Genomic DNA, 20,333 nt, shown 5'->3' on the forward strand with positions numbered 1-20,333 from the left:
ACCGCCATCCACCTCGAGACCGTGGCACACGACAGCCCCCACGACCTCGACGTCCACACCTTCACGGCAATCGCCGATCTGTGCGAAGCGGGACTCACCATGGCCGAACTGGCCGGCGGACGCATCCCGGGCCGTGTGACCTTCACGACCTACCACAACGCCAAAGGCCGAGAATTCTCCGTTGTCATCCTGCCGTGCCTCATGGACGGTGTCGTCCCCAACTACCACGACAAGCAAAGCCCGCGAGCCCTCCAGGCCGCCCGACACATGTTCTACGTCGCGGTCACCCGTGCCCAACACGAGATCGTCCTGCTCACCGGCGAACACCACTACACCCGCTTCGGGACCAGGCACTCCGACGGCCGAACCCGATTCCTCAACGACATGCTCAAAGACCCGCCCGGAATTATCTGACGACCGTCCCCAACGGCACCGACGCGCCCCCGGCGCGGCCGAGGACGGAGGGCTTCGACCCGACGCCGGGGACGGCCCCGGTCGTGCGCCGGGGTCCTCGTCCCGACATCGGACCTGCGCCCGGTCGGATGGGCCCGTCCCTCGATGGTCTCGCAGGGGCCGCCGGTGGTTTCCGCGGGTTCAGCGGGCGTCGCTTCGGTTGTCGGTGGCCGGTGTGGGGAGGAGGTGGTCGAGCGGCCGGGCGTCGTCGTGGGTTCCGCTGTAGGGAGTTGAGTTGGTGATGCCGATGTAGACCGGACCTCGGGTGGTGCGTGTCTCGAGCGCGGTCCACTGGTCGAGTTCGTGTTCGGCGTACGCGTGGAGCAGGACGGCGAGTCGGATCTCGTGGGCGGGTGTGAAGCGGTTCTCCCGCGCGCCGAGCGGGGGCAGCAGAGGGTCGATCGAGTGGAAGTAGCCGTCGGTGGTGCCCGGGGGGAACGTACGGAACATCTCGAGGTACACGTCCCCGTATTTCGTCCGCACCCGCAGTATGGCCACCTCGTCCAGGACGTGTTCGGCGTATTCGTGCAACATCAGGGCGAGTTGCCGTCGGTCGGTGTTGTCGAACCCGGTCATCGCCTCAGCGTATAGGTGCTCCCCGGGAGCCTCATCCGGGCGGGTTCCGGTCCCGGCCAGGGTGGGGCATGGTCGGCGTGCCGCACGAATCGGAGGTTTCCACCGCAGCGGGTCCTGCTGTTTCCGCCGGTCGCGGGTGTACACCGCCGGCGCAAGACGACCGGTCCGCGCCGGCCCGGCGCGAGGACGACTTCGGGGCGACGGTCGGTGCTGTCGAGCGGGCTGGGGCGACCGTGCCGCGGTGGTGTCCCGCGCCCCGGTGCGCACCCTGGGAATCGATGCCTGCCGGGTCGAGTGCCCCTCGTACCGACGACCCCCGCACGTGCTTGGGCAGGATGCGGTCAGTGTCGGGGTACCGCCCAGGCCGCGCCGGGTGTCTTGTCGCACCACACGCGTTGTTTCCCGTCGGGGTGGACGTCGAGGCCGAAGGTGTCGAAGGCGGGACGTCCGTGCTCGTTCCACCATCCCCACGCTGTCTCGACCTCGTCCCAGGCGCGGCGGGGTCCGTGTTGGCGGACGTGGAAGGTGTCGAGTTGGTGTCCGTCGTAGTCGACGCTCGCCCACGATGTCCCGGCGTCGTCGCCGACCCACAGCCGTGATCGCACGCCGGTCTCTTCGGGTTCGTCGTTCCAGTGGGTCCACAGTCCGGGCAGCAGCGGGCCCATGACGGCCTCGTCGTGGCGGTCGCCGCCCGCGACGGCCCACGGCGACACGGTCATGGGCGCCGACGAGATCAAGGGCATGCTCGAACCACGCAAGGACTGCACGCAGGGTACCGTGTTCCGCCTGGAACCCATCGCCGCCGACAGCGACGGGGCTTTCCGCCTTCGCCCGGACCACGGCAGCCGGTGCATCGGCATCCTCGACAACGACACCACCGCAGGTGCCGAAGCGATCGAAGAACCCTGTACCGAAGCAGCCGACCAGCGCTTCCTCATCCGAACGGACTGACCACCCGGCGGTGACCGGAGCGCCGAACGACGAGCTTTCGGGAGAAGGTGTCGCTCCATGACGACGAACGCCGCCGGCACGCCGAACAGCCCGTACCCGCACGGGGAGCCGGGGCGAACGCACGTGTGCTTCTCCTGGGAGGTTCGCGGTGCGATCGTCCTGGACCGGAGCGCGCGCCCGAGCTTCCCGCCGCTCCCCGACGTGCCGGGTGTCTACCGGCTGATCCCGACCGGTTGCCGGGCGTGCCGCGTTCCAGGGCGGTGAACGCGGTACGCCGCCTGCACGACGTCCGTCCGGCCCGCCCACGCCGGTCGGTTCCGGATGGGAACTCGTGTCCTCGATGCTCCCGGTGCGCCGTGATCGCGGTACGCCCGGGCCGCGGCGGCGCGCGACGGGTGCTCCGGCCGGTGTCGCTTCGAGGTGCTACAACCGTGCGACCCGGGAGGGCGGCTTCCGGTGTGGTTGTCGAGGGACGGGATGGCATGTCGACGTTGAGGGACGGTCCCTGGGGGATCGCGATGGAGGAAACCGACCGTGTGCGCTGGGATTTCGTGCCGTTCGTGAGGGTGGGGCCGTTGCGCTTCGGCATGGACCACGAGCAGGTCGTGGCGGCGATCGGGCCGGCGGGCTCGCAACGAATCGGTCGTTGCGCGAATTTCTGGCAGGTGGCACCGCAGGGGGACCTGTGGCCGGAGACCCAGGTGACCGCCCACTACGGAGACGCCGGGCGCGTGTGTGGGGTCGCGATCAGCGCCCGGCGCGGCCCGCAGGTCACCTGGGAGGGCGTGGATCTCGTCGGTGGTGTGCCCTCCGTGGTGGAGGAGCGGCTCAGGGTCCACGCGACGTCGCACGGTGTCGTGGACTTCCGCTACTCGCCGGAGGGTCTGGCGCTCGAGGAGTTCGGCGTCGTGATGAGGGTCGAGCGGACCGGTGACGTACTGCTGACCCGGCCGGTGTTCGTGGCCCGCGAGTGGGCGGCGACGGCCGGGGATCCGTCGTTGGGGCCGTTGTCGACGTACGAGTGGCGGATGGGATGAGACTCCCGAGGTTGTGTCGTCTCAGCGGGATTGGGGGCGTTGACGAGTGACGTCCAGCAGCGGCGTTGGCGGGAACGCTTGTCCGATTTCCCGGCAGGCGTGAGATCGTTTCCCACGGATACTGTGGTGGAGTGCCGCAAGCCCGCGGATCGGGTCGAACGCAACGGGGGTTCCGATGAGCGATGTCAACGACGTCAACGCAGAGGATGAGCGGACTTACCTCGTCGATGCTTCGCGGTTGTGCGAAGGCGATCACGTACTGCTGGAGGGCCACGTGTGTGTGATCGTCGCCATCGACGAGTCCGTCGGTGTTGACGTTGGGGAGGTGCGCACTGTCATCGCGGTCGGCCTTTTCGACCCTCAGCGGTTCGAAGTGACCTTGCCTGTCGATCAGTCGGTCGTGGCACTGGTCGTGACCCACACGGAGTACACCCTCCTTTACATGGCCGAGGATGGCTTGTCCCTTACCCTCGCGGCCGAAGACGGCCGGGTCCGAGACGACCTCAAGCTCGAAGATGACACTTCCAGTGTCGCTTCCTTCGCCATCGGCGTTCGTGAGAACTTCGAGGACGGACGACTGTTGTCTATCGGAGTGGAGAGCGCGATGGGCAACGAGCGCATCATGTCCATGACCCAGATGACTGCTCGATAGGCCTCGGCTGCCCTGGCACCCGGGTTGCTGCCGGCCATTGCGATTCGGTGCGGACCAGCAGCCGGTGGCGTGTTGACGATCGGACCCGTGGTCGGGTCGGCGCACACAATCCGGAATCAACGGGTACGTGAGTTGCCGGCCGGTCTTCCACCCCGCACAGACACTCGGCGACCTCGTCCGGCCGGCTGCCGAGACGAACGTGGGCGATCCACGATTGGGCGCGGCGGTGCGCGGTGTCCGCGAGAATCGACGGGTGATCCCCTACAGGCGCGGCAGCGTCGTCCCGGCGGTCGTGGACACCCACCCGCCGTACGGGGTGATGGTGCGTCTGCCCAACGACCAACGCGCCCTTCTCGAGCGGCGATACCTCGAACCCGACCCGCGGGATCCGCACGGCCGGCCCGCGAAGGGCACACGCGCGGACGTCGTGGTCCCGGGCTACCGGTCCAGGCGGGTGCCGATGGCTCCTGCGCCCCGGGTGAGTGCCCTTCCCGAGCACCCCGACCCGGCGGGATCAGCGCGACCGTCGAGCCACACCTTCCGTAGACCTTCCCACCGGGTCACCACCGACCACCGCGCCACGGCGCCGCGCCACCGCGCACATGGCTCGACCATGTCTGCCACGACCGGTGCGGAGGTCCGCCGGTGTTGTCACGAGGTCACGGGCCGGCCGTCGAGTTCGACGAGTCGGAGCTGTCCGGGCCGGTCCCCGTCGGGGAGTGCGACCAGCTCGTAGACCCCGGTGTGGATGTGGCCTGCGGTGGCGAACGTATTGAGCGAGCCGAGCTCGTCGGTGGTGTAGGGGTTCGCTTGGCCGGCCATCGGACCGTCGAGGTAGACCGCCGTACACAGGCGAAATCGGAATGGGGGCAGGCGCTCCACCTTGTCCAGGCCGTGACGGGCGGCGAGTTCGACGAGGTCCTCCTCGGTCGGCGCCGGGTCCACGAACACCGCGCCTTGTTCGGGCCCGGTCAACGCGTGACGGCCGTCCGCGCAGACGGGGGACGGGCCGAGATATCCGAAGAGTTGGGGCATGGTCCATTCTCCCGCCCGACTCGCGAACACGAAGCGAACCGGTGACGAGAAATCCCCGACCCCGTACGGACCACTCTTCCCCGAAGGCAAGGTCCGGTGGGCAGGTGCCGGTTACGCTCCGGACACGGTGTGCTCGACTGCGTGCCGTGAACGAGCGGGGAGTGCGTGGTGGCGGTGGGGACTTCGGTGGGCGAGAACGAGCTGCGCGCGATGTTGGCCCGGCGCAGTGGCCTGGACGAGGCCTCGCTCTGGTATCCCGTGCATGAGGTGCCCCGCCTGTTCGGAGTGTCGTGGCCGTTGACCGGCGACCGGGCCGAGGAGGTCCTGTCGGCCCTGCTCGACGGCCTGCGACGCACGCTCCCGCCGCCGGACGGGCCGCCAAGTGCCCGGGGCCGCCGGTACGTGTACCTGTCCGAGATCACCGACCGGTACGCGCGGTGCGACACCCGCCGCGTCCTCGAACGCATCCACCACGCCGGGATCACCCCGGCGCGCCCGGACGGGCGGGACTACGATCCGCGTTCGGAATGCGGGTGGGGTGCCCGCCCCTCCACGGCACCCGACATGGGGGGCATGCCGTCGTGGGGGTGGTGGCGGGCCGTGCGCGAGGCGGGGACGCGGCCGTCGTACCGGATGCCCGACCCGTACGTCGGCGAGGGTCCGCCGCCCGTCGACCGCGCGCTGGACCTGCGCGAGTCCACCGGGGACGAGCGGGCCTACCGCGCCGCGCTGCTCGCGGCCGTGCGCGAGGATCCTCGGCAACTCGACTGCTGGGCACACCTCGGCAGTGACGCTTTCGACCGTGCCGAAGCCGACGAGGCCGCGTTGTCCGAGGCCCTGGGGTTTTACCAGAGCGCCGTGGCCGTCGCCGAGTTGTCCCTGCCGCCGGCGTTCGACGGAGTCCTGGCCTGGAGCGAGTTGGACAACCGGCCGTTCCACCGGGCCCTGCACGGCCTCGGGTCGACGTGGTGGAGGCTCGGCGACACGAAGAGGGCGGCGACGGTGTTCGGGAACAGTCTCCGGACCAATCCCGCCGACAATCAGGGCATCCGCTACCTCGTCGGCCCGGCACGGGCGGGCACCGCGTGCCCTCGGTCCTTCGGGTCCTGAGCGCGCCGACATGGCCCGGCCACGTGCGGCGTCGGGCTCACGGGTCTTGAGATCGTCCTGCCCCGAGAGGGCGGGACCATCACCGTGCCGACCGCCCACCGTGCCGACGCCGTTCTGCGAGCCGGGACCCCGGGACACCGGCGCGCCGCGACGTCGGGGTGGGCGAAGGCCGGAGCAGTCGCAGGCCGGTCCACTCGGGCCGGGTCTCTCGGCCGGTCCCGTGTCCGGGCACACATTACGCGGGGAGACAACCTTGCCGGACCCGGGCCGTCACCCCCGCGCCCCATGACGAAATCGGCGTCCAGCGGTCGCCACCTTGATCGGACCAGCCGCGCGTTCCAAGCGATCACCAGCGGGTGGGGGTGGTCGGTTTCGTCAACGGATCCCGGTGGTGGTGAGGAGGTCTCGGACGCCGATGGCGTGGGGGTGTCGTTCGGCGAGTTCGGTGACGATGTGGCGGATGGTGGGTCGGTCGCGGACTTCGCCGGGTGCTTCGTGGTGGGCGGCGGCGAGTGCTGTGGCGGTCTGTTCGGGTTTGCGGAGTTGCCACCAGGCGCGGGCGAAGTCGGTGTGCAGGCGTCCGCGTCGCTCGGGGGTGGGGAACTGCCCGGGGTGGAGGTCGCGTCCGGCGTGCAGGGCGGCGCCGGCGTCGCCGAGGGAGTACAGCACCCCGACCTCATACAGCCCCACCGACGCCGGGGTCACGGTGAACACCGTCCGGGCCTGCGGCCCGTCCGGTACCCGCAGCACCGCCCGTTTCGCGTCGGCCATCAACTCCAGCGCGTTCGCCCGGTCCCCGGCTCCGGCGCAGGTGTAGGCGGCGGTGCACAGCATCTGCGCGTAGGCGGCGGCCTGTTCCGGGGTGCTCAACCCGGTGGCCTCCACGCGCGCGGCCGCGTCCAGCGTCACGCGCTGGGCGGTGGCCTCCTGCCCCTGGTGGCGCAAAACGACGGCGAGCATCCGCGCAGAGGATGCGGCGGCGAGCGGTGAGCCGGACTGGTGGGCGTACACCGTCGCCCGGTCGGCCGCGGTCCTTGCCCGCTGGTACCGGCCGATCTTGGAGAGGGTTTCGGTGGTGAGGTCGTAGCATGCGGCCAGGCGCGCGAACGCTGCCGCGTTGCCCGTGGTGTCGGCGTGTGTGTGGCCGGCCGCGAGCAACTTCGGCAACCCCGCGACCAGTCGGGCGTGATCGCCGCCGTCGTACCACCCGCGAGCCCGCGCCAACAGGGCGAGTACATCGTTCCCGGTGGTGGGGGAGGAGCGGGTGGGGATGGACGCGAGCGCCTGGTCGATCCCGCCGAGCATCGTGGCGGGGACGGCGGCGAGGGAGGCGGTCAGCAGGCGGCGTCGGCGCATCGGATCGTCCTCCTCGTCCCGCCGCGCGGCGGTCCGGCCCACCCTAGCCGGTAGCGGTGCGCTCACGCCCAGTGCCGCGCCCAGCACCCCGACGGGCATGTCCACCGCGGCGGCCAACCTGCGCAACACCGCCACGTCCCGGCCCGAACGCGCGCCCGATTCCAGGCGCGAGACGGTCGAGGCGGAGTAGCCGACGATCGAACCCAGGTCGCGCTGCCGCCAGTTCCGCGCCAGGCGTCCGAGACGCACCAGGCCACCGACATCACCACGCGCGGCCAGGACCCGCACTCGCGGTGCGTCCCACGGCGGACGGAACTCGACCATCACGACCCCCTGGGCGCGCAGACGATGTCCGCTCCCACCGTAGCCGGCGAATCACCCAGCGTCGACGCCATGTGCACAACACGCACACCGCATGCACACCCCGCACACCGCCTTCCCACCCCCGCCCCGACGCGATCTCCTGGAAACGCACCACGATTCGCACCACACCACAATGCGATCCGAACCCACATGAAAGGACTTCCCCGTGACAACTCCGCTGCTCCTGACCCGCCGACTCCCGATTCCCGCCCCGACCGGCCGTTCGCTGCCGTTGCCGGAGCACCGCTACGACCCGCTGGTCGGCGCGAACGTCGTCGCGGACGGCCGCCTGCTGGTGGAGGCGGCCGATCCGGCGACGGTGGCGAACTACACCAGCACCCAGGACCAGGGCGGCGTGCGCCGCAAGGACGACCCGAAGTAATGCCCCATCGTGAAGCCCGCGTGATCGTCGTCGCGGCCGAGGACGACCTCACCGCCGACCTGGTTGTCAGGCGCCTCGGCCCCGACGCGTTCGTTCGCCTGGACCCCGGCCGCCTGCGCGAAACCGTCACCGCCGGCGGCCGATTCGCCGCCGGCACCTGGACCACCACGATCGACGACGGCCGGCGGACCGTGACCGTCGGACCCACCACCTCGGTGTACTGGCGCAAACCCACCCGCCCCGAATCCCACACCGACGCGGACGAACGATGGCGAGCCGACGAGAACACCACCGCACTCCTGGGCCTGCTCCGCGCCCATCCCGTCCGGTGGATCAACGACCCCCTCGCGGTCGACGCGTCCGAGCACAAACCCACCCAGCTTGCCTCCGCCGCACGCTGCGGACTGCGTGTACCGGACACCCTGTTCGCCTGCGACCCGCACGCGGCCCGGGCGTTCGTGGCCGACCACGACGACAAGGTCGTGGTCAAGGCCCTGACCCAACGCCACACCACCCTGATCCCCACCACCCGCCTGCGCGCGTGCGACGACCTCGACGCGATCATCGGCACTGTCCACTACCTCCAGGCCCTCGTCGAGGACCGCCTGTTCGACGCCCGGGTGACGGTCGTCGGCGACCGGGTGTTCGCCGCGTCGATCACCACCGACGGCGCCCTCGATTGGCGCACCGCCCCCGTCGCCGACTGCCGCCACGCCGCGATCACGCCACCCGTCGACGTCGAACGCGCCTGCGTGGAACACGTGCGCGAGCTCGGCCTGGTCTACGCCGCGCTGGACTTCGTCGTCACCGCCGACGGCTGGACCTACCTGGAGACCAACTGCGCGGGCGAGTTCGGCTGGATCGAAGCCCTGACCGGCCTGCCGATCTCCACCGAGATCGCCCGCCTCCTCACCCACCCCACCCACCCCACCCACCCCACCCACCCCACCCACCCCACCCGCGCAACCACCGCCATCCGACACCGTGCGGGGCCCGTGCGCGCGAGGATGTGACGATGGACCCGCTGCTCGCCGCCGCTCTCAGAGCCCTCGACATCACCGACGAGCCCCGCCCCCTGACCACGCACCACACCGACGCCTGGCGGGCCGGCCGCTGGAAGATCAAGACCACGACCGACCCGAAGGCCGCGGCCCTGCTCCTGCACGAGGCCCGGGCCGTGCGGCTGCTGCACCCCCGGGGTCTGCATCCCGCCGACGCCGAACACGGGCGCGTCGGCGAAGGGGTCTGGACCGCGGTGGAGTTCCTGCCCGGAGTCGACCTGTGGCAGTGGTGCGCCCCGGGCCGTGTCCCCGACCCGCCTCCCGACTTCGCGCCTCGCCTGACCACGATCGCCCACCGCGCGTTCGGCGGACTCGACGACCTCCATGCCGCGGGATGGCGCCACGGCGACCTGCAACCCTGGAACATCCTGATCGGCCCCGGCGACCAGCCCGTGTTCGTCGACCACGAATACACCCACCACCCCACTCTGTTGCCCCCGGCGGGCCCCTACCGGGGCGGCATGGACCACGCCACCACACCCGGCGTCGCCCGCCGACTCCTGCAGACCCCACCCGAGGTCCACATCCGTCTCACCCCCGCGGACGAACGCCACGCCCTCGCCGCAGCCCTGCGCTGGGCCTGGACCGGAACCACCCCCGAAACCACCCGCGACGTCGGGCCCGATGTCACCCTCGACGACCTCCTCGAGGACATCGCCACCGGCCGACACCGCGTCCCCCTCGCCGACGCCCGCCCATGGCCCGCCCCGGAACTCGAGGCCCTCATCGCACACGCCACAACGTAGGACCCCACTGAGCGGGACACGCGGACCCGCTCCGTGGACACCCGTGGAACCGTCCACTCCCGCCAGGCGCGAAGCCGGCCCGGACCACCGTGATGCGCGGATTCTCGAATCCCTGCGGACGGACGGGCGGGTGTCACACGCATGCGCGGTCGCGGTCTCGAAGGCCTTCGGTGTGGATGCGGTAGACGCCTTCGCCGATGGCGTGGGAGCACTCGCGGACGACGTCGCGGGCGGCGGGATGCCATCGGGTGCCGTCGGTCCACACGACGTTCTCCAGGACCTCCAGGTCCGGGAACACCATCGCGGACAGGTCCGCGTCGGAGACGTCCACGGTCTCCCGCAGCATGAGGTACATCCGTCGTTCGGTCGTGCTCATCGCCATGTAGGCGGCGCTGTGCAGCCGGTCGAAGTCCGCTCTCGACACGGACGGGGCGGTGTCCTCCCCGACGGGGCGGGCCGTGGGTGTCTCCGGTCGAGGTGTTGTCAGGTCGGCGAACAGGTCCCGCGACCAGGCGAGGATGTCGTGAAGGTCCGCCTCGCCGTGGGGAACGTCCAGCCGCAGGGCGAGGGTCCACAGGGCGTCGAGTTCGCCGGCGCATTCCCCCAGGGCCCGCTCGACGTCCGTCTCGGCGTCGCATCTCCTCTCCAGGTCCTCCAGTCGCGTGAGGTACGTGTCGACCAGTTTCTTCAGCCGGGAGGCGACGCGGCGGTCCTCGAGCGCCTCGGCCCACGTGGGCAGGGGTCGGGCCGTGTCCTCGCGATCGGCTTTCGCGATGTTCGGTGTCTCGTCCAGGAGGGCGAGCAGGACGGTGGTGGGATCGACGCGTGAACGCGCGTACGCAAGGAGTTCGGCGTCCGCGCGCGCCAGCAGGGTGTCGAGGGTGTCGTCGTCGAGCCCGTGGGTGTCGATGGTCACGAGGTCCTCCCGTCGTCCGTGCCGTCCTGGGAGGCGAATTGCCGACGCAGGCGTTTGCGGGCCCGCTTGAGCAGGTCCCTGGCCCGTTGGTCGCTCACGCCCAGGAACGCTCCCGTCTCGGCCGAGGTCAGACCGTCCATCTTCAGGGCCACGGCGATCCCCTCCTGCTGCGGCAGACCCGACAACGTCGCCACGATCGATACGGTCTCCGCTGTGAATTCGGGGCCCTCGGCCGAGGCCGCACGCGGTTCGGGAATGTCCACCATCGGGATCTCCACGACGCTGCGGCGTCTGCCCCGAGGACGGTTCAGGTGCCGCAGGGCGACCTTGCGGATCCAGCCCCGAGGCTCGTGGACGTCCCCCCAAAAGCCGCTCTCCGCCAGGCGCCACGCCTGGATGGTCGCCTCCTGGGCGGCGTCCTCGGCGTCCGCCGCCGAAGCACCCAGACGCAGCAGGAACCTGATAACGAAGGGTTGTTCCCGCACGACGAAGTCCAGGCAGGCGCTTCTGTCGTCGTGCCCGGTCGTCACTTCGTCGCGATCCCATCCGCCTCCGAGGGGAAGAGCGCCCTCCCGGGATCCGTCGCACGGGTTCGTCATCGGCCCGCCCGGTCTGCCCCGACCCGCAGGACGACCCCCGCGCGCACGTCGACCATCGTGCTGCCCTCGGGCAGCACACGCACATGATGGCGCAGCGTCTGTTCGCGGGCGTGCCGCGCCCGGTAGTGACCGCGCACGACATGTCCCACGAGGGAGACGACGGCACCGAGTGCGGTGAGGGCCATGACGAACGGGTCCATGAGGTGACGCCCTTTCACGAGACGGCTTCGCTCACCGGGACTGTCCCGGTCGCGGCGCCTCACCTGTCAGTGGGCGTTCGGGACGAGGTTTGGGAACATCGAGTCGGACTTTTTCCGACTCTCCCGACGGCACCCTGATCGCCGCCGGCATCGGATACGGTGTCGTGGGCCTGTCGGCGCGGGGGCCGATCCCGGCGGCCCCCACACCCCGGAGACGGAGCCTGGGCGAACGCGCCTTCCACGCCGCCCTGGACGCCGGCCCCTCTGCACACCGGGCATACCGGGCGCACCGGAACGATGTGGACGATGGCGTCCTTGTTCGCGGGCACCGTCGTCGCCACCACCGGCGAAGACGAAACCGTACGGCTGTGACTTCGCGACCCGCCGGTCGATTCGCTTTTTCGAGCGCACGGGGCGTGTGTCGGCCGAATGATCGACTTCGACGCCGATCCCGCACGCTCGGAGGCACCGGGCCGTCCGCTCCTCAATCGCCACCGATTCTTATCGGACTGCCGGGGTACCCGGCGCGGCGACCAGGGCGAGGGCGGCGGCTGTCGCGTCGGCCAGGGTGGTACACACGGGAACGCCGTGGCGGCGAGCCACGTGGATCAGGTAGCGGTTCCTCTCCGGGTCGGGGCAATCGGGCGGGCAGCCGAGGACGGCCCGTCCGCTTCTCGCGTCGAGGCCGAATTCGACGTTCGTGGTCATGCCGGGCATGGTCCGCAGGTCCCGAGGAATCCAGAACAGGATCGCGTCGGCCGTGGCCCGGGCATCGGTTTCCCAGTCGACCTGGTCCTCGTAGCGGGCGGCCCGACGGCCGTCGCGGGATTCGGGACTCAGCACGGTGAGCGACCGGGTGCCAGTCCACTGCTCCGCGAGGGCGGCAACGGCGGCGGGACGCCAGGACGGTACCGGGGTGGCCCGGTCCGGGGTGGGCCCGGCCAGGAACACACTCGGGCCGGTGGGGATCGGCTCGCGGGCCATGACGAGGTCGACGGTGACGGTCACTTCGTGGCTCCGTTCCGTGCAGCGGTGGCACGGGCGGTGTGCTGTGGGGTCCAGGGCAGTGGCAGGCCGTCGTCCTCCCGGCGAGGCACGACGTGCACGTGCAGGTGAAGGACGCTCTGAGACGCCGCCTTCCCCTTGCTGGTGACGATGTTCGCGGCGGGATGCTCCGCCATCAGCTCGGCCGCCCGGCGCATCACCGCCGCGGTCACCTCCGGGTCGGTGCCGGCGTCCGCGACGTGGACACGAGGTAGGACGAAGACGTGCCCGTTGTTCACGCCGCCGCTGCGCGGGCGGACGGCGAGGGCCTCAGGCCACTCGCGGATGATGACGGCCGGAGCCTCCCCGACGGCGATGGCACAGAAAGCGCAGTTCTTCATGTGCTGGTGATCACGACTCGTACGAGCCCTGTGTGTCGTCATGGATCCAAGCCTGGCCGGCTCGCTCGGCCACCGGCAGGGGTTGCCCGTTGCCTTCGAAGGGGCCACGACCACCGATTCGAGCTTCCACAAGCCCGCCGAGTGCATACGAGATCACCCGAATCGGAGGAGTACCACGACCGGCCGCCTTGAGCAGGGCGACCCGCATCCGGCCGCGACGGTGTGGTGCGGCAAGGCTTGAGGCGGTGGCGTGCGGCCCGCTCACCCGGATCGACGCGTTCGCGTCCCGGACTCGTCCCACCGTCGGTGGTGACCTGCGGTCGATGCCGTGGAGTACGAAGCCGCTCGAGGCGGCCCGTGTGGCATGCCGTGAGACGGGTGAGGAATTCGCCGAGGAGTCGCACGAATTCTTCTCACGGCCGGCCGCCGTCTTCCGTTGGGTGAATCCGCTCCCGGTGTCACGTCGTGCGCGACATGCTGTGCCGAGGTGCACGCCGACGTCCTGCGCCCGGGGTGCGAGCGCCGATCGGCCTCGCGTGCCGCGGGGCACATGCCGTGAAGGAGAGACGATCTTGGGTGAGTTCCGTCCGGTGGCCAACGGACTTCGTACCGATCATCCCGTTCCGGGCGTGCCGTTCATCAACGACGAACGGCTGCCACTCGACAATCCGGATGCGATCGAACGCACCGGCCGGAACCAGGGCGAGGGCCTGTGGGGCCGCACCGACCGGTTACGCGGAGGCGGCTGGGTCGCGTTCACCACCGAGCCGAAGAACCGCGCCTACGCGTGGGCCGTCCACTACCACCCCGATCACGGCCGCACCGTCGTACTGGTCACCGACGGCAGCTGGAGCGAGCTCCACCACGACTGGGTCTACGGGCGCATCGGCTTCCTCTACCGGCACGGCGGCTACTGGTGGGACGGCACCACCTGGCACCGCCCCGGCATCGTTTTCGACGGCGCCCGGGAACGCCACGACGCCCGCCCCGTCCGGGACGCGCTCACCGTCACGGCCGCCGACCTCCTGCTCCACCACGCCGACCCCGGCAACGCGACCGTGGCCACCATCGCCGGATTCACCACGCCCAAGACGACCCTGACCGACTGGCGCGACCATCTGGCGCTGTGGGCGCGGCACCGCCGGCGCGTGCCGGACGCACGACCGCTGGACCGGTGCGTCGTCGACCTGAGAGCCCCCGAACTCGAGCCGGACCTCCTGGTGGACCGCGCCGGGCTGGCGAAGATCGCGAACATCGCCGAGGACGATCTCCCACACCCCGAGTACGGGCGACACAAGATGCCCGAACCACAGGCCCACGGCACCCACGGACCCCTGTGGTCACAGCCCGTGGCCCGGGACTGGGCCGAGGAGCAACGCCGCACCCACGGCCCCGGCGTCCTCCTGTCCGCCACCACCGCGTTCGGCACCCCGCAACCGCGAGGACTCGTCGCCGACCACAATCGCCTCACCAGGATCATCCACGACGACGAGGAACAGACCGAGGAGGCGGCCCGGAAACTCACCTGGTGGCCCGCGGCATCCCTCACAGAGGGAACCGAACCCCTCGTCCCCATGGGGGCGCTGCGCACGACCCTGATCGAGGCCGTGCTCTCCCACCTGGCCCAGGACGTCGAGGAGGGCGAGAGCGCGATCGGACTCGGCACCCTGCGCCACGACGTGGTGGAGATCTTCGACTGGTACGTCCAACGAAAGCCGGACCACACCGCAGGAGTCCTGAGCGAGATCTGCCTGGACGCCCGCACGCGCCTGGACCTGGACCCCAAGATCGTGGGCCGATTCATCCGCCGATCCCTCCACCTCGACAGCACGCTCGGCAGGGAAACCATCGACGCGCTCCTCGACATGGCCCTCCCGCCGTCCGCGAAATCCTCCGCGAGCTAGTCAGGAGACCCCAGCCGGCTGCGGCCGCCGCAGTGCGACGCGACGGGATGGGTGGATTCGTGTTTTCGTGGGGCGGGACCTCCCACCCGAGCCCGCCTTCCCGACCGGCCCACCGCTGCGCCCCGTCCAGGCAAACACAACGGTTGCGCCACGCGCGGCAGGGGTCGCGGTCGCCGGGCAGCACGGTATCCGCACCCCCCACCGAGGCCGGGGCCTGGGAGCGGACGGTGTCCGGCGCCCTCGACCACCGTCGCGTCAGGTGCTGCGTCTCGTGCCCCGCTGCCGCGAGCCTCGACTCGCCGGGGCAGATCACGACGAACGACCGGCCCTTGGCCGGGCCTTCCTCGTCGCGAGTACAGGGCTCGCGCGATCGGCTCCGCAATGTGTCTCGTCGTCGAGGGTGCGCATTGCCGGCCACCATTCGACGGCCCCGACGCCGTTCCGGAGCAACCGAACGATGACGGACAGTATGTTTGCGACTACGTGAGATGGGAGGCGGTGCGATGGCCGACAAGAGAGCCCCTTCGATGCGACAGGCCCGCGACGCCACCGCGCGCGTGGTGTCCGCGCGGGAAATCGACGACGCCGTCGAGCGGTTCGTGCGGCCGCTGCGCTGCGTCCACTGCGACCACGAGGTCCACGCGACGAGGTCCTACCCGAGCACCTCCTCCAAGGGCACGGTGTTCACCGTCGCCGCCCATTTTCGGTTGGCACCCCACAAGGGCGCGGGCCCCGCCGCACACCTGCCCGGTTGTGCCCTGCGCACCGACGAGGTGATCGAATCGATCGCCCGCGGCGCGGCGGGGCTCGCCGAAGTCCGGGACGAGATCCTGACACTGCGCCTGGTCGTTCCCGCCACCACCGACACCGGCCACGAATCGCAACCTCCCGTCGGCGCGCCGGTACGGACGCCACCGGCCGAGCGGGTCGCCCATCGCGTGCACACCGTGGGGCCCCTTCTGCCTCCGGTGGTCACCACCGCGGTGCGCATCGCGCGGTTCCTGGCCCTGCACGACCACGACCGCGACACCGTCGCCCGCTTCACCGTCCGCGTCCCGGACCCGTCCGGAACCCGGATCGTGCCGTGGACCGACTTCTGCCACGACGCCGCGAATCCTGCGGACATGACCCGTTTGCAGCGGAGCCTGGAGGATTCCTCGGCCCGACGCCACCCCAGGGCCGTGCTCGGCGTCGTCGAGGACGCCGGCGTCAAGGCCGGCAAGGCCTGGTGTCGTCTCGCTGCGCCGCAGACCGACGCGACGGGTACGCGCGCGAACGCGGCCGTCTATCTGCGCAGCCGGGATCCGCGACTGCTCGAACCCCTCGTTCCCGGAGTTCACGTTCTCGGCCTGGGTGCACCGGACGTGCCGTGGGCCGTGTGGCGGCCCGAGCGCGGGGCCGCCCAGATTCGCCTGTGGCCGAGCGTCCACTGGCAGATCGCCCACTGGAGCGTGGACGAGTTCGGCCTCCCCACCGCACCTTCCTGCCCCGACCCCGTCCCACCGCCACGGGCCGCCCCGCCCCGCCAGCGCTCCGCCGAGGGCGCCAGCGCCCGCGCCCACCGGACCCAACCTCGACAGGAGCAGCCTTCGACACCCGCAGGCGACGACTGGGCGGCCGCGCGCGTATCCGCGAGCGAGCCGCACATCGAACCGGCATCGATCGGGGCGTCCGCCCCACCGACCCCGCCGCGACCGTCGACACCTCCACCGCGCCCGGATTCACCGCCTCCCCGGGCGGCACCCGCGGCGCCGACAGTGCCGGAAGCGCCCCATCGCCCCACCCGGCGGGGTGTACTCGCCTGGTTTCGAAGACGATGAACACGCCTGCGGCACCCTGAGACTCCCAAGGGGTTCCGTACCCACAAGCCGCGTCGCATGGTCAGCCGCCGGGACGAGTGGCCGACGATCGCTGCACATGGCCAACCAACGCCGAGCGTCACAAGCAGCCTGGTTGGCAAAGTCGATCACTTCGAACTAGTGTCCGAATAAGAGAGGCGGATTTCGGACAACGGGGGGTGGCTGAGGGCGGAGGTGTGCAATGGGCGGCTTCACGCATCTGCACACCGCTTCGGGCTACTCCGCCCGCTACGGCGCCTCGCATCCGGAAGAGTTGGTGGCGCGGGCCGCCGCGCGAGGCATGACGGCTCTCGCGCTGACGGACCGGGACACCGTCGCCGGTGCCGTCCGGTTTGCGAAGGCGTGCGCGACCCACGGGGTGCGCCCGATTTTCGGCATCGACGTGGCCATCGCCCCCACTGCGCCGCAGATCCCCAGAGTCGGGCGTCGCCGCACGCCCGCCCGCGGAGGCGCGCATGTGGCCGAACCCCCGCTGCGCGTGACTCTCCTCACCCGGGACAAGGCGGGCTGGTCACGGCTGTGTCGTCTGGTCTCGGCCGCCCACGCCACGGGCGGGCCCCCCCTACTGGAGTGGTCGGCGCTGCGCGAGCACGCCGGGCCCGGACTGACCGCGCTCCTCGGGCCGACATCGGAGCCGGTGCGCGCCCTGTCCGACGGCCGCCCGGACATCGCAGAGCGCCTGTTGACGCCGTGGCGTGAACTGTTCGGTGACGCGCTGCGCCTGGAGTGCGTCTACTACGGGCTCTCGGGCACCGGACCGGGATCACTGCGCCTGGCCGCCCGCACCTTGCAACTCGCCGACACGAACAACGTAGCGGCCGTGCTGACCAACGCCGTGCGCTACGCCGACCCCGACCTGCACAAGATCGCCGACGTGCTGGACGCGCCCCGCCTGCTGCGCCCGATCCGGTGGCATCGGGAGTGGCTGGACTGCGGCGAGCGGTGGCTCAAGGACCCCTCGGCGATGGCCGAGGCCGCGGCGCGGATCGCGCACGCCGCCGGTTCCGGTCCCGGGCGGGCCGCGGCGTTGTTGGCCGAGACCGCGGCCACCGCGGACGCGTGTCGGGTCGATCCGGCGCGGGATCTGGGCTTGGGGAGTGTGCATCTGCCGGAGCCGGCCGTGGTCGGCGCCACACCGGAATCCGTCGGCCACGTCCTGCGCGAGCGATGCGAAGCCGGAATGGCGCGCCGCGGCCTGGACCGTGCCCCGGCGGCGATCGAGCGGCTGGATCGCGAACTCGAGGTGATCGGGCGGCTGGGCTGCGACACCTACTTCCTCACCGTCGGACAAGTGGTGGCGGACGTGCGCGCACTGGGGATCCGGGTGGCGGCGCGCGGCTCGGGCGCGGGATCGATGGTCTGCCACGCCCTGGACATCGCCACCGCCAACCCCCTCGACCACGGTCTGTTGTTCGAGCGTTTCCTGTCCGAGCGGCGCTCCGCGTTGCCCGACGTGGACCTCGACGTGGAGTCCGCGCGCAGGCTGGAGGTCTACGACCGGATCTTCGAGCGTTTCGGCCCGGAGCGGGTCGCGGTCACGGCGATGCCGGAGACCTACCGGGCCCGGCACGCGCTGCGCGACACCGGCCTGGCCCTGGGTTTGGCGCCGGGCGACATCGACCGCATCGCGAAATCCTTCCCGCACATCCGCGCCCGGGGCATCACCGCGGCGCTGGCGGAACTGCCCGAACTACGGCCCCTCGCGGCGGAAGCGGCCCGGTACGGGCCCCTGTTCGCCCTCGCCGAGCGATTGGACGCGTTGCCGCGCGGGATGGCGATGCACCCGTGCGGGGTGATCATCACCGACGCCACCCTCCTCGATCGCCTGCCGGTGCAGCCCACCCCGGGCGGGGACTATCCGATGGTCCAGGCCGCGAAGGAGGAGGTCGAAGCCCTGGGACTCATCAAGCTGGACGTGCTCGGAGTGCGGATGCAGTCGGCGATGGCACACGCGGTGGCCGAAATCGAACACGCCACCGGCGAACACATCGACCTCGACGACCCCAACCAGGTGCCGCTCGACGACTTCTTCGCGTTCAAGCTCATCCAATCCTCCGACACCATCGGCATGTTCCAACTCGAAAGCCCCGGCCAGCAGGACCTGCTGGGCCGTCTGCAGCCGCGGGGTGTGCAGGACGTCATCGCGGACATCTCGCTGTTCCGCCCCGGACCGGTCGCCGGCGGCATGCCCGAGCGCTACATCGCCGCCCGCCACGGCGCCGCCCCCACCTACCCCCACCCCGACCTGGAACCCGTCCTCGCCGACACCTACGGCGTCACGATCTGGCACGAACAGATCATGGGACTCCTGGCCACCATGACCGGCTGCGACCTGGCCCTGGCCGACGTCGCCCGCCGCGCCCTGTCCGACCGCGAACGCATGCCACAGGTCCGCGCCTGGTTCCACGAACACGCCACCGCCCGCGGCTACGCCCCGGAGGTGCGTGACGAGGTGTGGCGGGTGGTCGAGAACTTCGGCGCCTACGGCTTCTGCCGGGCGCACGCTGTAGCTTTCGCGGTCCCCGCGCTGCAGTCCGCCTGGTTGAAGGCGCATCATCCCGCCGCGTTGTACGCGGGCCTGCTCGAGCACGACCCGGGGATGTGGCCGCGGCGGGTGATCGTCGCCGACGCCCGCCGCCATGGTGTGCCGATCCTGCCGGTCGACGTCAACCGCTCCCGCCCCCACCACGCCCTCGAACGGACGGGTGATGGGACGTGGGGTGTGCGCCTGGCGCTGTCGGCGGTGCGCGGCATCACCGACGAGGAATGCGCCCGCATCGCCGCCGGCCGCCCCTACACCTGCCTGACGGACCTGTGGCAACGTGCCCGCCCCACCCTGCCCACCGCCGAACACCTCGCCCGCATCGGTGCCCTCGACACAGTTCACGACGGGCGCCTGACCCGCCGCGACCTGCTCCTGCAACTCCCCGAACTCCACCGCCGCACCCGCAAGGTCGGCGACGGCCAACTCCCCCTCGCCGACAGCCTCCTCGACGCGACCCGCCCCAGCGGACTCCCCGAGATGACCACCCGCGAAGCCCTCGGCGCCGAACTGCACATCCTGGGCATCGACGTCACCCACCACCTCATGGACCACCACCACCGACTGCTCCGCGAGATCGGCGCCGTCGACGCCCGCCACCTCGCCGACACACCCCCCGGCCGCACCGTCCTGGTCGCCGGCGTCCGCGCCTCCACCCAGACCCCACCCATCGCCTCCGGCAAACGCGTCATCTTCGTCACCCTCGACGACGGCTCCGGACTCGTCGACATCGCCTTCTTCGAGGACTCCCAGCCCGCCTGCGCCCACACCGTCTTCCACTCCGGCCTCCTGCTGATTCGCGGGAAGGTCCAGGTCCGCGGCCGAAGGCGCACGATCGTCGCCGCCATGGCCTGGGACCTCGACGAGATTGCCGCCGCCCGCCGCGACCACGGCCCCCGCGCCGCCCTCGACCTCCTCGGCGCCCCCGCCCCACACCCCACCCCCGCCCAACCCCGGCGTGTCCTGGTCCACGGCACCGGCGCCCGCCGCCACCCCTACGCCGACCTCCAACCCCCGGGCCGGCGTTCCGCGGACCTCAGCCGCTACGGGCACCGAAGCCGGGGGAGCGCCGGCTGAGCCTTCGGGGACTCGCGCTGTCCACGGTGGCGCGGCAACGTGTGTTCGTCTCCGCCCGGCAGGGCCGGGCGGAATAGAGCCGGTCCGAGCGGGGGTTGAAGTCCCGGAAGGACGGCGGGCTTCCACCTG

General features: G+C 71.1%; 21 protein-coding genes. 12 read left to right on the forward strand and 9 right to left on the reverse strand.

Annotated elements, in window-relative coordinates; translation table 11 throughout:
- The first annotated feature begins 21 nt into the window (after nt 1–21).
- Nucleotides 22–414, forward strand: coding sequence for a 3'-5' exonuclease (locus ACH4XV_RS45570; RefSeq protein WP_395800019.1), 393 nt, complete (start codon nt 22–24; stop codon nt 412–414).
- A gap of 180 nt (nt 415–594) precedes the next feature.
- Here the strand turns inward: ACH4XV_RS45570 and ACH4XV_RS45575 are convergent, their stop codons facing one another.
- Both ACH4XV_RS45575 and ACH4XV_RS45580 read right to left on the reverse strand, forming a co-directional pair.
- Nucleotides 595–1,029, reverse strand: coding sequence for a hypothetical protein (locus tag ACH4XV_RS45575; RefSeq protein ID WP_395800021.1), 435 nt, complete (start codon nt 1,027–1,029; stop codon nt 595–597).
- Between the two features lie 341 nt (nt 1,030–1,370).
- Nucleotides 1,371–1,748, reverse strand: coding sequence for a hypothetical protein (locus ACH4XV_RS45580; protein WP_395800023.1), 378 nt, complete (start codon nt 1,746–1,748; stop codon nt 1,371–1,373).
- On the opposite strand from ACH4XV_RS45580, the gene ACH4XV_RS45585 reads away from it, so the two are divergent.
- The 4 genes from ACH4XV_RS45585 (at nt 1,747) to ACH4XV_RS45600 (ending at nt 3,669) form a co-directional block, all read left to right on the forward strand.
- Nucleotides 1,747–1,980, forward strand: coding sequence for an RICIN domain-containing protein (locus ACH4XV_RS45585; protein ID WP_395800025.1), 234 nt, complete (start codon nt 1,747–1,749; stop codon nt 1,978–1,980). The genes ACH4XV_RS45580 and ACH4XV_RS45585 overlap by 2 nt on opposite strands.
- A gap of 57 nt (nt 1,981–2,037) precedes the next feature.
- On the forward strand, nt 2,038–2,244 hold the full coding sequence (locus tag ACH4XV_RS45590) for a hypothetical protein (RefSeq protein WP_395800027.1): 207 nt from the start codon (nt 2,038–2,040) through the stop codon (nt 2,242–2,244).
- A 218-nt stretch (nt 2,245–2,462) separates the two neighbouring features.
- Complete coding sequence (locus tag ACH4XV_RS45595; RefSeq protein WP_395800029.1) at nt 2,463–3,017, forward strand: hypothetical protein; 555 nt, start codon at nt 2,463–2,465, stop codon at nt 3,015–3,017.
- Nucleotides 3,018–3,192: 175 nt separating this feature from the next.
- A complete protein-coding gene (locus ACH4XV_RS45600; RefSeq protein WP_395800031.1) occupies nt 3,193–3,669 on the forward strand; it encodes a hypothetical protein in 477 nt (158 codons plus the stop codon).
- Between the two features lie 651 nt (nt 3,670–4,320).
- On the opposite strand, the gene ACH4XV_RS45605 is transcribed toward ACH4XV_RS45600, so the two are convergent.
- A complete protein-coding gene (locus tag ACH4XV_RS45605) occupies nt 4,321–4,704 on the reverse strand; it encodes a hypothetical protein (RefSeq protein WP_395800033.1) in 384 nt (127 codons plus the stop codon).
- Nucleotides 4,705–4,890: 186 nt separating this feature from the next.
- Here ACH4XV_RS45605 and ACH4XV_RS45610 point away from each other — a divergent pair, with 186 nt between their 5' ends.
- Nucleotides 4,891–5,814: a hypothetical protein gene (locus ACH4XV_RS45610; protein ID WP_395800034.1), complete on the forward strand. Its 924-nt coding sequence runs from the start codon at nt 4,891–4,893 to the stop codon at nt 5,812–5,814.
- A gap of 375 nt (nt 5,815–6,189) precedes the next feature.
- Here the strand turns inward: ACH4XV_RS45610 and ACH4XV_RS45615 are convergent, their stop codons facing one another.
- Nucleotides 6,190–7,494, reverse strand: coding sequence for a helix-turn-helix domain-containing protein (locus ACH4XV_RS45615; RefSeq protein ID WP_395800036.1), 1,305 nt, complete (start codon nt 7,492–7,494; stop codon nt 6,190–6,192).
- 205 nt (nt 7,495–7,699) lie between these two features.
- On the opposite strand from ACH4XV_RS45615, the gene ACH4XV_RS45620 reads away from it, so the two are divergent.
- Genes ACH4XV_RS45620 through ACH4XV_RS45630 form a run of 3 tightly spaced genes read left to right on the forward strand, consistent with a single transcriptional unit; the run spans nt 7,700 to nt 9,722 of the window.
- Nucleotides 7,700–7,915 carry a hypothetical protein gene (locus ACH4XV_RS45620; protein WP_395800038.1) on the forward strand — a complete coding sequence of 72 codons (216 nt, stop codon included), beginning with the start codon at nt 7,700–7,702 and terminating at the stop codon, nt 7,913–7,915.
- Entirely contained in the window at nt 7,915–8,928 is a 1,014-nt protein-coding gene (locus ACH4XV_RS45625; RefSeq protein WP_395800040.1) for a hypothetical protein, read from the forward strand. The genes ACH4XV_RS45620 and ACH4XV_RS45625 overlap by 1 nt, the downstream gene beginning before the upstream one ends.
- Before the next feature lie 2 nt (nt 8,929–8,930).
- On the forward strand, nt 8,931–9,722 hold the full coding sequence (locus tag ACH4XV_RS45630; RefSeq protein ID WP_395800042.1) for a hypothetical protein: 792 nt from the start codon (nt 8,931–8,933) through the stop codon (nt 9,720–9,722).
- A 133-nt stretch (nt 9,723–9,855) separates the two neighbouring features.
- Here ACH4XV_RS45630 and ACH4XV_RS45635 read toward each other — a convergent pair whose 3' ends face one another.
- The 5 genes from ACH4XV_RS45635 to ACH4XV_RS45655 form a co-directional block, all read right to left on the reverse strand.
- Entirely contained in the window at nt 9,856–10,638 is a 783-nt protein-coding gene (locus ACH4XV_RS45635) for a hypothetical protein (RefSeq protein ID WP_395800044.1), read from the reverse strand.
- Nucleotides 10,635–11,168, reverse strand: coding sequence for an RNA polymerase sigma factor (locus tag ACH4XV_RS45640; protein WP_395800046.1), 534 nt, complete (start codon nt 11,166–11,168; stop codon nt 10,635–10,637). Before ACH4XV_RS45640 ends, ACH4XV_RS45635 begins: the two co-directional genes overlap by 4 nt.
- 65 nt (nt 11,169–11,233) lie before the next feature.
- Nucleotides 11,234–11,437: a hypothetical protein gene (locus ACH4XV_RS45645; protein WP_395800048.1), complete on the reverse strand. Its 204-nt coding sequence runs from the start codon at nt 11,435–11,437 to the stop codon at nt 11,234–11,236.
- A 501-nt stretch (nt 11,438–11,938) separates the two neighbouring features.
- A complete protein-coding gene (locus ACH4XV_RS45650; RefSeq protein ID WP_395800097.1) occupies nt 11,939–12,421 on the reverse strand; it encodes a nucleoside 2-deoxyribosyltransferase domain-containing protein in 483 nt (160 codons plus the stop codon).
- Between the two features lie 20 nt (nt 12,422–12,441).
- Nucleotides 12,442–12,864, reverse strand: a complete 423-nt coding sequence (locus tag ACH4XV_RS45655; RefSeq protein WP_395800050.1) for an HIT family protein — start codon at nt 12,862–12,864, stop codon at nt 12,442–12,444.
- 530 nt (nt 12,865–13,394) lie between these two features.
- Here ACH4XV_RS45655 and ACH4XV_RS45660 point away from each other — a divergent pair.
- The 3 genes from ACH4XV_RS45660 (at nt 13,395) to ACH4XV_RS45670 (ending at nt 20,204) form a co-directional block, all read left to right on the forward strand.
- Nucleotides 13,395–14,726 (forward strand): hypothetical protein, encoded by a 1,332-nt coding sequence (locus ACH4XV_RS45660; RefSeq protein ID WP_395800052.1) that lies wholly within the window; start codon nt 13,395–13,397, stop codon nt 14,724–14,726.
- A gap of 503 nt (nt 14,727–15,229) precedes the next feature.
- Nucleotides 15,230–16,546, forward strand: coding sequence for a hypothetical protein (locus ACH4XV_RS45665; protein WP_395800054.1), 1,317 nt, complete (start codon nt 15,230–15,232; stop codon nt 16,544–16,546).
- 220 nt (nt 16,547–16,766) lie between these two features.
- Complete coding sequence (locus ACH4XV_RS45670) at nt 16,767–20,204, forward strand: DNA polymerase III subunit alpha (protein WP_395800056.1); 3,438 nt, start codon at nt 16,767–16,769, stop codon at nt 20,202–20,204.
- Nucleotides 20,205–20,333: the final 129 nt, after the last annotated feature.

It is taken from the genome of Embleya sp. NPDC020630, from assembly GCF_044334985.1.
Classification (GTDB): Bacteria; Actinomycetota; Actinomycetes; order Streptomycetales; family Streptomycetaceae; genus Embleya.